The organism is Streptomyces sp. NPDC001700 (assembly GCF_053596435.1).
Genome location: NZ_JBSFGE010000016.1, coordinates 16,802 through 28,437, shown reverse-complemented (window position 1 = coordinate 28,437; position 11,636 = coordinate 16,802). Strand labels below are relative to the sequence as shown.

Annotated in this window: 8 protein-coding genes; 1 reads left to right on the top strand and 7 read right to left on the bottom strand. The window is 74.3% G+C overall.

What is annotated here, in order from left to right:
* Positions 1-11: 11 nt before the first annotated feature.
* The 4 genes from ACWC5C_RS27310 to ACWC5C_RS27295 form a co-directional block, all read right to left on the bottom strand.
* Positions 12-1,922 (bottom strand): IucA/IucC family protein, encoded by a 1,911-nt coding sequence (locus tag ACWC5C_RS27310; protein ID WP_450879495.1) that lies wholly within the window; start codon positions 1,920-1,922, stop codon positions 12-14.
* Positions 1,919-3,148, bottom strand: a complete 1,230-nt coding sequence (locus ACWC5C_RS27305) for an ATP-grasp domain-containing protein (protein ID WP_450879719.1) — start codon at positions 3,146-3,148, stop codon at positions 1,919-1,921. The genes ACWC5C_RS27310 and ACWC5C_RS27305 overlap by 4 nt, the downstream gene beginning before the upstream one ends.
* A gap of 163 nt (positions 3,149-3,311) precedes the next feature.
* Positions 3,312-4,952 (bottom strand): carboxyl transferase domain-containing protein, encoded by a 1,641-nt coding sequence (locus tag ACWC5C_RS27300; RefSeq protein ID WP_450879493.1) that lies wholly within the window; start codon positions 4,950-4,952, stop codon positions 3,312-3,314.
* Between the two features lie 30 nt (positions 4,953-4,982).
* Positions 4,983-5,492, bottom strand: a complete 510-nt coding sequence (locus ACWC5C_RS27295) for a MarR family winged helix-turn-helix transcriptional regulator (protein WP_450879491.1) — start codon at positions 5,490-5,492, stop codon at positions 4,983-4,985.
* Positions 5,493-5,603: 111 nt separating this feature from the next.
* On the opposite strand from ACWC5C_RS27295, the gene ACWC5C_RS27290 reads away from it, so the two are divergent.
* Positions 5,604-6,020 carry an organic hydroperoxide resistance protein gene (locus tag ACWC5C_RS27290; protein ID WP_450879489.1) on the top strand — a complete coding sequence of 139 codons (417 nt, stop codon included), beginning with the start codon at positions 5,604-5,606 and terminating at the stop codon, positions 6,018-6,020.
* Between the two features lie 15 nt (positions 6,021-6,035).
* Here ACWC5C_RS27290 and ACWC5C_RS27285 read toward each other — a convergent pair whose 3' ends face one another.
* From ACWC5C_RS27285 to ACWC5C_RS27275, 3 genes are all read right to left on the bottom strand, one after another.
* A complete protein-coding gene (locus tag ACWC5C_RS27285) occupies positions 6,036-6,908 on the bottom strand; it encodes an esterase/lipase family protein (RefSeq protein WP_450879487.1) in 873 nt (290 codons plus the stop codon).
* Positions 6,909-7,084: 176 nt separating this feature from the next.
* The gene (locus ACWC5C_RS27280; RefSeq protein ID WP_450879485.1) at positions 7,085-8,092 is read right to left on the bottom strand and encodes a DNA polymerase Y family protein; all 1,008 of its coding nucleotides are present in this window, start codon (positions 8,090-8,092) and stop codon (positions 7,085-7,087) included.
* Complete coding sequence (locus ACWC5C_RS27275) at positions 8,089-11,604, bottom strand: DNA polymerase III subunit alpha (RefSeq protein WP_450879483.1); 3,516 nt, start codon at positions 11,602-11,604, stop codon at positions 8,089-8,091. Before ACWC5C_RS27275 ends, ACWC5C_RS27280 begins: the two co-directional genes overlap by 4 nt.
* Positions 11,605-11,636 lie beyond the last annotated feature (32 nt).

The window sequence follows — 11,636 nt, the reverse complement described above, 5'->3', positions numbered from 1 at the left end:
GGTCGCGGCCGTCATCTGCCGCGCCCCCGCAGAAGGTAGTTGGGCCCGGTCACGTAGTGCTTGTTGACGTCGGCGGCGCCCGACCGGGCCTTGGTGAACAGCGTGCCCGCGCTCACCATCGCCTTGACCGGCAGCCGGTCCGCGCCCAGCACCCGGGCGCGCAGCACGGCGGCGGCCCGCCCGGGGTACACCGCGCCGGTCCGTTCGACGGCCTCGCCGAGCCGGTCGCGCAGCCGCCGCAGCAGGGCGTCCAGGGGGGCGCGGCCGAGGGCGGCCAGCTCGAAGGCGGGCGCGGCGGCGCACAGATGGACGGTGATGGTGGTGAACACGTCCGCCACCGGGCCGTCGCCGCCGGTCAGGATGCGGCGGTCGTCGAATCCGCACAGGTCCGCGGCGTCGCCCCCGCCGATCATCGCGGCGAGCCGTATCGCGTGGACGCGCGGGCCGTCGTGGTCCTTGATGAGCAGCCGCAGGCGGGGGGTGGCCGGGCCGCCGGTGCCGTCGAAGACGAGGGAGGTGTTCTGCTGATGCGACTCCAGCGCGATGCCGTAGGCGAAGAGGGTGGTGTGGAAGTCGAAGAGGAGGGTGAGGTACGCGTCGAACAGCGCGAGCAGGTCCCCGCCGTAGTGCCGCTCGGCGAGCACGTCCGCCACGAGCCTGCCGTCCGGGGTCCGGGCCAGCAGCCCGGCCACCGGCACGACCTGGGCGTTCTCCAGACCCGGCGGATAGCGGCGGACGAGGGTGGCCAGCAGCTCGTGCCCGGCGTGGAGATGGGTGGTCTCGTCGGCCAGCAGCACGGTGTCCTTGAACCGGGGCTCGCGCGAGATCACCTCCTCCACCAGGCGCTGCGCCACCTCGCCGTCGACGAGCGTGCCCGGCTTGACGGTCCGCCGGTTGCGCATCCCCAGGGTGGCGGTGGTGAGCGGCAGCTTGAGGTGGGTGAGCGGGTCGTCGTCGACGGCGACGGTCCGCATCGACAGCGTGGGCCGCACGTCCAGCCACGGCCCCTCGGCGAGCTGCGCCCGTGGCCGGAGCCCGGTCGCGTCGAGGGCGTCGGTGAGGGAGCGGCCGACGGTGAGCGGATGGACGGGGAACGCGAGGTGGTCGGCGTCGAGCCGCGCGGGCAGCCCCAGCTCCCCGGGGCTCGGCCACCACGCGGGCAGCCGCTCCGGATCCCCGCCGACCGCCGCGCGCGGGAGGGCCAGCCAGCGCAAGCCGAAGCCGGGCGCGAACTCGGGCGCGTGGGCGCGCAGGGCGTCCTCGGTGAACACGGACCGGCCACGGCTGGTCGGGTAGACGGGGTGGTCGCGGAAGGCGGCCAGCGTGTCGTACGCGACGGCCCCGGCCATCCCGGCCCACCGCCCGCTCTCCCCGTACCGCACGGCCAGCCCCCGCACGACGCCGGGCCGGACCCGGTCGTGCAGCCGCGTGGCGTCCAGCGCCCGGTGGCACTCCCCCACGAAGACGTCGTACAGCTCCCGGTCCTCCTCCGCCACCGCTCCCCGCAGCCGCCCGAGGACGGCGCCGAGCCCCCGGACCACGGTGGCCGACCCGGCTTCGGAGACGGCACGGTGCGGAACGGACCCGGCGTCGGGGTGGGCTGGTCCGGGCTGGGCGACGGCGTGGTGTGGCGCGGGGGGCGTCGCAGCTCCGTGTCCGGGGGTGGAAACCCCGGTCGGGGGTGGCGGTTCGTGTTCCAGGGTCACCGGCCTGCGGGCGCGGATCTCGCACTGGAAGCCTTCCGGTTCCACCGGCAGCAGCACGTTTCCGCCCTCCCTCAGCGCGATGCGCAGCCAGTCGCCGTCGGCGCGGCGCACGGTGCGGGCGCGGCCGCGCACGTGGTACGCGTCCTCCCGGAGCAGGGTGTCGAGCACCCGGCCGAGGAGTTCCTCCTCGGCCTCCTCCCCTTCCGCGCGGCTCATGACGCGATCTCCCACCGGTGGGCCGCCAGGAACTCCGTCACGGCCGCGTCGATCCGGCCCTGGTCGGTGCCGGTCGCGCGCAGGACGCCGAGGAAGTCGCGGTTGGTGCGGTAGAGGGGGTGGTCCTCGCCGATCTCGCGCAGCGGGCGGTAGTCGAGCCGTACGCCGTCGCGTTCGGTCACGCTCGCCGCCGGGGCGGCGACGAGGCGGCCCGGGCGGTCGGCCATGACGTACTCCATGCGGACCCGCCCATCCGTGCGGGCGCCGAGGTCGGCCGGGAGCGGTTCGCCGAGGTGGGTACGGAGAATGTGCTCGAAGAGCGGGATGCCGAGGAGTTCCGCGAGCACCAGGTCGCACTGGTCGCCGATGGCGCGGTAGTTGACCTCGATGAGGCGGGCCCGGTCGCCCTGGACGACGTATTCGGTATGGCAAGCGCCGAATCCTACTCCCAGCGCCCGGAGTTGGGCCAGCACCTGGCCGGTGTGGGGCTGCGGGGGCGGGGCGGGCAGCAGGTGCAGCCGTTCCTCGATGAAGTGCGGGGGCGGCGAGACGTCGGTGCGGAAGGCGCCGAGGACGTGGAGGGTGTGGCCGTCGCCGAGGGTTTCGAGGGTGCGCAGTTCGCCGTGCAGGTACTCCTCGATCACCAGCGCCGCGCCGGGCCGGTGGGCGCGTATCTCGTGGCAGCTGCGGACGAGTTCGGCGGCGTCGGCGACGAGGACGACGTCCTCGCTGGCCACGCCCTCGCGCGGCTTGACGACGCAGGGGAAGGGCGCGTCGAGGTCGGCGAGGGTGGACGGGTCGTCGCCGGTGCCGAGTTCGGTGGACCACACCGTGTCGGCACCGGCCGCGGCGAGGGCGCGGCGCAGCTCGGCCTTGTTCTTGGCGCGGAGGGCGGCGCGCCAGTCCTTGCCGGGGAGGCCGAAGTACGCGGCGGCGAGAGCGGCCTGCGTCTGGAGGTGGTCGCTGTTGGTGAAGACGGCCCGGGGCGCTGGGGTGTCCGGGGCGGCGGCGATCCGGCTGATGACCTCGCGGAAGTCCCGTACGTCGCAGGGGGCGACGTCAAGCGCGGCGGGGAGCCGCCCGCCGAGGGCCGCGTAGCGGGCGTACGCGCGCTCGTGCGCCTCGGGCTGGTCCGTGAGGAGGGTGACGGGCAGTCCGAGGCGGGCGGCGGCGGGGAGGAAGCCTTCGGTGACGGAGTCGGTGGGGTTGAGGGCGAGAAAGTGGATTCGCGCGGAGTGGGCAGGGGCAGGGGTGGAGAACGGCCGGGGTGCCGTGCCGAGATCATTCTCGTTCACGAGCCGAGATTAGGTTAGGTATACCTAAGACTGCCAATTCGGCTGGCCGGGCCGCCCGTTTGGCCCTGTTACGCCGTCAACGCCGTCCACGCCGTCAGCTCGGCAGCCCGATCCGGCGGTGCCGCGCCCGGCGGGCGGCCATCCGCTCGGCGGGGTCCTGGGCGCGGAGGGCGGCGAGTTCGGCGCCGAGGATGTGCCCGAGGCGTTCGAGGAAGCCGTCGCTCTCCTCCCCGTCCTCCTCCACCACTCTATCGACGATTCCGCTGGCCAGGAGGTCGGCGGAGCGCACCCCCTGCCGGTCGGCGACCTCGTACGCCCGGTCCGTGGTCCGGTGGAGGATGGCCGACGCGCCCTCGGGCGGCAGCGGCGACAGCCAGGCGTGCCGCGCCGCCACGACCCGGTCGGCGGGCAGCAGCGCGAGCGCGACCCCGCCCGCGCCCTGGCCGAGCAGCAGGCAGAGGGTGGGCGCGGGCAGCGTCACCATGTCCGCGAGGCACCGGGCGATCTCCCCCGCCAGCCCGCCCTCCTCGGCCTCGCGGCTGAGCGCCGCGCCCGCGGTGTCGATGACGGTGAGCAGCGGCAGCCCCAGCTCGGCCGCGATGTGCATGCCGCGCCGCGCGGTACGCAGCCCGGCGGGCCCCAGCGGCTGCCCCTCGGCCGACGCGCGGTCGGTGGACGCGGGCTCGGTCGACGCGGGCTCAGTCGACGTACGCTCGCCGCCGCGGCGCCCGCGCCGGTTGTGCCCGAGCACCACACAGGGCACCCCGCCGACCCGGGCGAGGGCGAGCAACAGCCCGGGGTCGTGCTCCCCGGCGCCGGTCCCACTGAGCGGACTCACGTCCTCCGCGGCGACCCGCAGCAGATCCCGCACCCCGGGCCGATCCTCCCGCCGCGAGGCCCGGATCGACTCCTCGGTCGAGGGCCCGACCGCCGTGGCCCCGCCACCCCCGAGCTGCACGGCGCCGCCGGGCTCGGCGGACTCACCAGCCTCGGCGCCTGGCCGGAAACCGACCCCAGCCGACGCGTCCTGGTCGCCGCACAGGACCCGCAGCACCCGCGCCGCGACCTCCGCGAGGCGGCTCGTCGGGAGCACCGCGTCGATCAGGCCGTGGTTCATCAGGTTCTCGGCGACCTGGACGCCCGCCGGGAACTCCTCGCCGTACAGGGCCTCGTGCACCCGGGGGCCCATGAAGCCGATGAGGGCGCCCGGTTCGGCGGCGGTGACATGGCCCAGTGAGCCCCAGGAGGCGAGGACGCCGCCGGTGGTGGGGTGGCGTACGTGCACCAGATACGGCAGGCCCGCGGCCTTGTGATCGGTTATCGCCGCCGCCACCTTCACCATCTGGAGGAACGCGACCGTGCCCTCCTGCATCCGGGTCCCGCCCGACGCCGGGGCGGCCAGCAGCGGGAGCCGTTCCGCCGTGGCGCGCTCGACGGCCCGCACCAGCCGCTCCCCCGCCGCGACCCCGATCGAACCGGCGAGGAAGCGGAACTCGCAGGCCACATAGGCGACCCGGCGCCCCTCGATGCGCCCCTCACCCGTGATCACCGACTCGTCGAGCCCGGTGCGCTCGCGGGCCCGCTCCAGGTCGGCCCGGTAGTCGGGGTCGGCCGTGGTGATCTCGACCGGCTGGTCCCAGCCGCGCCGACTGCCGGGGTCGAGGAAGGTCTCGACCAGCTCGATGGCGGACTTACGGGCGTGGCGGGCACCCACGCGGCGATGAGATTCGGTCATGCCTGACACCTTCCACGCACGCGACACCGCTCAACCGCTCTCGGCGCCCTCCTCGTCGGCCAGTGCCGCGTCGAGCGCGGCCGTGAGCCGCTGCACCTGCGACCGCAGATCGGCCAGTTCCTTGTGGTCCAGGCCGGTCGACCGGATCACCTTCAGGGGGACCTCGCGGGCCTGTTCCTTGAGCGCCTCGCCCTCCGCCGTCAGCCGGACCGTCACCGAGCGCTCGTCGTGCGCGCTGCGCTCGCGTGTGACGAGTCCGGCCGACTGCATGCGCTTGAGCAGCGGCGAGAGGGTACCCGAGTCCAGTCGCAGGAACTCGCCCAGCTGCTTGACCGGCATCTCGCCGTGCTCCCACAGCACCAGCAGCGCCAGGTACTGCGGGTACGTCAGCTCCGTCTCGCGCAGCACCCGTCGGTAGACGCCGCCGAACGCGCGCGAGGCGGCGTGCAGGGCGAAGCAGAGCTGGAGGTCGAGCCGGAGCGGATCGTCCGCCGTGACGGCTCCGCTCTGCGCGGGAAGCGGGTCGGGCTGAGATGACATATGACCAGCGTACCTCTTAGTTGTGCACAATTTAATTGTGTGCTCTACTGAGGCCACTGCCGGACCTGGCCGGAACCCCCGGCCGCCGGGACTCGAAAGGGATTGATCTTCATGGACGCGCTCTACACCGCGGTGGCCACGGCGAACGGCCGCGACGGACGCGCCGTCAGCTCCGACGGCCGCCTCGACCTGCCCCTCGCCATGCCGCCCGCCCTCGGCGGCGACGGTGAGGGCACCAACCCGGAGCAGCTGTTCGCCGCGGGCTACGCCGCCTGCTTCGCGAGCGCCCTCGGCCTCGTCGGCCGCCAGGCCAAGGTGGACACCAAGGACATCTCCGTCACCGCCGAGGTCGGCATCGGCAAGGACGAGTCGGACGGCGGCTTCGCCCTCAAGGTGACGCTGCGCGTCGAGCTGCCGGGCGACCTGGAGAACGAGACCGGCCGCAAGCTGGTCGAGCAGGCGCACCAGGTGTGCCCGTACTCGAAGGCGACGAAGGGCAATGTCGAGGTCGAGCTGATCTCCGAATAGGCCCGATGGGCAGCCTCAGTCGTCCGAGGCGCAGGTCGTCGGGGTGGCGTGCGCCGGGTCGAGGGCGCCCTCGGCTTCATGGAAGGCGAGCCGGTCCGTCATCGCGATGGTCAGATGCTCGGACAGATCGGTGGCGCACAGGTCCTGGAGGACGATGTTCTTGACGTCCGGGCCGGTCAGGAACTGGCTGCGGTACGGCGTGACCACCTCGTCGTACCGGGTGGCGATGACGGTGTACCGGACCCCGGGCACGGTGTCGCCGCCCGCGTTGAGCCGGTTCAGCAGGTCCGACCCGGCCACCTGGTCCCGCAGCCCCGGGGCCGCCTTGGCGATGGCCTCGTCGAGCCCCGGGAAGAAGTCCAGCAGCTTCGTCAGCCCGAGCAGGGTCGTGCCGTGGTTGGACGGGGCGAGGCCGACCAGCGCGTTCACCTTCGCCGCGCCGCCGAGGAACTTGAGGTAGTAGCGGGGCATCATCCCGCCCTGGGAGTGGCCGACCAGATCGACCTCGGAGGTCCCGGTGGCGGCGAGCACCCGGTCGACGTACGACGACAGCTGCCCGGCGGACCGGTCGACGGGGCCGAGCCCGTGGAAGAAGGGCACGCCGGGGAGCTGGCCGTAGTCGAGGGAGAAGACGCAGTAGCCTCGGTCGACCAGATACGGGGCGAACCCGAGCCAGTTGTCGACGGAGTTGCCGAGGGTGCCGTGGACGAGGACGACGGGCCGGGGGTGCTGGGCGGAGGGCTTGCAGGAGTAGTCGTTCCAGCCACTGCTGCTGGCCTGCGACGACTGCGACGACCGGGCGGCCGCGGCGGCGGGGGCCGCGGTCGCCGCCGCGACCGCCAGGGCCAGGGCGGGCACTAAGGTACGGATATGCCTCCAGGGCAGCATCACATGAACTCCTCGCGGTGGGGATGGAGTCGCACTGACGGCGCACCCTGTGACCCGGATCACAAAAGCGTGGCGCGAGGATCAAATTACGCGTGAGTAGCGGGGACTTCCAGCCATGTGCCGGTGAAGAAAAGTTCACCCAGCCCTTACGCGACGTCCAGGACTAACGCCACGCCTTACGCGACGTCCAGGAATCCGGCGGGCCGGACCACGGACACCCCGAAGCGGGCCCGCGCCCGGTCGGCGGCGGCCTCCGCCCGGCGGGCCTTGTCGTCCTCGGCGTCGAAGGACAGCTGATGGGCGGCGAGTTCGGCACCCATCAGCCCCTCGGCCCGCAGCGCGACGGACCGCACCCGGGCCCGCTGCAGCCCGAGCGCGTCATGCAGCGCGTACGCGGCGGCGGTCAGCACCGGGGTGTGGGCGGTCGGCTCGGTCAGGGTCCGGGTACGGGTCGTCGAGGAGCGGTCCGCGTACCGGACGGTGAGGCTGAGCCGGGACGCGATCTGCCCGCTCGTCCGCAGCCGGATGCCGAGCCCGTCGGCGAGCGTCAGCAGCGCCCGGCGCCGCCGGACCGGGTCCAGCTCATCGCGGTCGAAGCGGTGCTCGGCGCCCACGGCGCGGGCGGGGGCGTTCGGGGTGACGGGCGCGGGATCGATGCCGTGCGCCCACGCGTGCACCCGGCGCGCGGTCGCCGCACCGAGGATCCGCTGCAGCGTGCCCAGCGGCGCGGCGGCGATCCGCTCGGTGCTGTCGAGGCCGTACGCACACAGGGCCCTGGCCGTCGCGGCGCCCACCCCGGGCAGGGCGATGGGCGGCTTACGGGCCAGGAACCCGGCGACGGCGTCGGGGTCACCGGGCACGGTACGGACCGTGCCGGGCGTGTTCGGCGGGGTGTCGTGGGCGGCCATGCGGGCGAGCATGGGGTTGGCGGCGACGCCCACGGTGCAGTCGACGCCGTACCGGGCCAGCGCCCGTACCCGTACGATCTCCGCGAGCCCCGCCGCGTCCCGCCCGAAGTACCGCAGCGCGCCCCGGACATCGGCGAGCGCGGCATCGGGCGGCAGCGCCTCCACGACGGGCGTCACCTCGCCGAGCAGCGCGAGCAGCCCCTGATAGACGTCCTCGGCGAGCGCGCCGTCGCCCTGGAAGCGCACGTACAGCACATGGGGGTGCTCAGCCGTCATCCCGCGCTCCCCGGGCTCGAGTGCCACAGTTTGCGGCCGGTGGCGGACTGGTCGCCCGCGGGCTGGAGGTCGGCCCAGGGGTGCAGGGCGTAGCCGGTGGACAGCTGGATGCGGCGACCGGAGTCGGCCTCGGCCTCGCTCTCGCCCGAGGCCGAATCCGCGCCCGCGCCCGCCAGCTCGGCGGCGACCGCCTCCAGACCGCCTTCGCTGCGCAGCCGGGCCAGTTCGGCGAGGTTCCAGACGGCCGATCCGACGACGCTGAGGCTGCGCGGCCCACGGCGCTGGACGACCCCGCGCACCAGCAGCAGCCAGGAGTGGAAGACGGTGTGCGCGCAGGCGGCGTGGCTGTCGTCGAAGAAGGCGCAGTCGACCAGGCCCGTACCGTCGTCCAGGGTGGTGAAGATGACCCGGCGGCCGGAGCGGATCGGCGGGGTCTGGGTGGCGGCCTTGGCGCCCGCGACGAGCACCGTCTCACCGTGCCGGGCCGACCGCAGCCGCTTCGCGGGCATCGCGCCCAGCTCGTCCAGGAAGGCCCGGTGGTCGGCCATCAGATGGCGGGAGACGTCCATGCCGAGGATGCCCAGCTCGGCGCCGAGGCGTTCGCCGTCGTCGAGGTCGGGCAGCCCGGCGGGGGCGGGCGGGCCGGTTTCGGCCAGCGGCAGCTGACCCTCGTCGTGCGCCCCGCCCCGCTGCCGGTGCAGTTCGGCGATATGCAGCAGCAGATCGCGGCGGCCCGTACCGAACGCGTCCAACGCCCCGACCTGGGCCAGCCGTTCGGCGACCGGCCGCCCGGGGTGGGCGCGCAGCCACAGGTCCTGGAGCGAGGAGTAGGGCTGCCCGGCGGCGATCCGCCGCGTCTCGGCCTCGCTGATGCCGTGGACGTCGCTCAGCGCCAGCCGGACCCCCACACCACCATCACCATCACCATCACGACCCCCAGACATCAGTTCGATTCGATAGTCGGAGCCCGAGCGGTTCACATCGAGCGGCAGGATCGGTACGCCCCGCCGCCGCGCGTCCGCCAGCAGCAGCCGCTTCGGGTACATCCCGGGGTCGTGGGTGAGCAGCCCCGCGTAGAAGGCCGCCGGATGGTGCGCCTTGAGCCAGGCGGACTGGTACGTCGGGACCGCGAAGGCGACCGCGTGCGCCTTGCAGAAGCCGTACGAACCGAACGCCTCGACGATCTCCCAGGTACGGCCCAGCACCTCCGCCGAGTACCCCCGCAGGCCCGCCTCCGCGTGGAACCAGGCTCGCACCCGGCCCTGCCGTTCGGGGTCGGACAGGGCGCGGCGCGCCTCGTCGGCGAGGTCCCGTTCGCATCCGGTCATGATCGACAGGATCTTGATGATCTGCTCGTGGAAGACGACGACCCCATGGGTCTCGCGCAGCGCGTCCGTCAGGTCCGGATGCGGATAGCGGGCGGGGTGGCGGCCGTGCCGGGCGTCGATGAAGGGGCGCACCATGTCGGCGGCGACCGGGCCCGGCCGGAAGAGCGATATGTCGACCACGAGGTCATGGAAGGAGGTGGGCTGGAGGCGGCCGAGCAGATCGCGCTGGCCGGGCGATTCGATCTGGAAGCAGCCGAGCGTCTCGGTGGAGCGGATCAGGTCGTAGGTCGCCGGGTCGCCGGGCCGGACCTGCGCGGGGTCGTCGAGGTCCACGGTCTCACCCGTCGCCCGCCGGATCTCGGCGACCGCGTGCGCCATCGCGGACTGCATCCGTACGCCGAGGACGTCGAGCTTGAGCAGCCCCAGCTCCTCGACGTCGTCCTTGTCGAACTGCGACATGGGGAAGCCCTCGCCGCTGGTCGGCACGATGGGCGTACGGCCCGGCAGCCCGGCGTCCGAGAGCAGCACCCCGCAGGGGTGCATGGCGATGCCCCGGGGCAGGCCGTCGAGCGCCTCGACCAGCTCCCAGAGCTTGCCGAAACGATCCTGCTCGGCCGCGACCTCCTTCAGCTCGGGCAGTTCGGCGAGCGCCGCCCGCGCGTCGCGGGCGCGGATGTGCGGGAAGGCCTTGGCGAGCCGGTCCACCTCGGCCGGGTCCATGCCGAGGGCCGCGCCGACGTCCCGTACGGCGTGCCGCACCCGGTAGGTCTCGGGCATCGAGACGGTCGCGACCCGCTCCGGCCCGAAGCGGTCGAAGATCGCGCGGTAGACGTCGAGGCGGCGCGCGGACTCCACGTCGATGTCGATGTCGGGCAGCGCGGCCCGCCGTACCGACAGGAAGCGCTCCATCAGCAGACCGCAGGCCACGGGGTCGGCGTGGGCGATGCCGAGCAGATGGTTGACGAACGAGCCCGCGCCGGAGCCCCGGGCGGCCACCCGCACCCCGAGCGCCCGGGTGTCGTCCACGACCCGGGCGACGGTGAGGAAGTACGAGGCGAAGCCGAGCCGTTCGATGGTGCGCAGCTCGTCCTCCAGCCGCTCCCAGCGTGCCCGGTCGCGGTCGTAGCCCCGCAGCACCATGGCGGCGGCGCAGCGCGACCGGAGCACCCGCTCGGCGCTCCGCCGCCCCGCGCCGACCAGGCGCGGTTCGGGGAAGTGGACGGTGCCGAGGCCGATGTGGTCCTCGGGGTCGACCAGGCACGCGGCGGCGGTACGCGCCGTCTCCTCCAGCAGCCGGTGCGCGCCGTCCCGCCGCAGCCCGGCCGCCTCCGCGATCCGCTCGGCGGCGCGCGCCATATCGCGCGGGCCCTTGAGCCAGCGCTCACCGCTGTCGAGCGCGGCGGGGTCGCGCGGGTCGATGGGGACGAGCCTGCGGGCGGAGTCCAGGACGTCGGCGACCGGGCCCTCGCCGGGGTCGGCGTAGCGGACGGCGTTGCTGAGGACGGCCCGCACGCCCTGGTCGGCGGCGAAGCCGACGGTACGGGCGGCCAGCCGCAGCGAGCCGGGCCCGGTGCCGGTGCGGCCGTGCCATACGGCCTCCAGGCGCAGCGCGTCGCCGAACAGCTCGCGCCAGGGGGCGAGCAGCCGGGCGGCCCGGTCGGGGCGCCCGGCGGCCAGGGCGCGGCCGACGTCGGAGTCCGGGCCGAGGAGCGGGGTCACGGGGGCGAGCGCCCCGGGGGTGTCGACCAGGTCGCGCCAGTGCAGCAGGGGCGGTCCGTCGCCGTTCGTACGGGCGGTGCCGGGGTGGCCGAGCCCGGCGTGGGCGGCGGAGACCAGCCCGCACAGGGCGGCCCACCCGGCGGCGCCGTCCCGGGCGAGGAAGACCGCCCGGGGCGTGGACTCGTCGATGAACGCCCCGCCGCGCACGGGCGTGCGCCGCCGGTGCGTGCGCCCCGGGTCCGGGGGTGCCGCCTGGACGGCCAGATCCACGCCGAAGAGCGGCCTGACGCCCGCGGCCTCACTCGCCCGGGCGAATCGCACCGCTCCGGCGAGGCTGTCGCGGTCGGTCAGCGCGATGGCGTCCATGCCGCGCTCGGCGGCGCGCGCCGCCAGCCGCTCCGGGTGTGCGGCGCCGTACCGCATGGAGAACCCGGAGGCGGTGTGCAGATGCGTGAAGCCTGGCATCCGCACCTCCCACTGCTCACACCCCCTGGCCG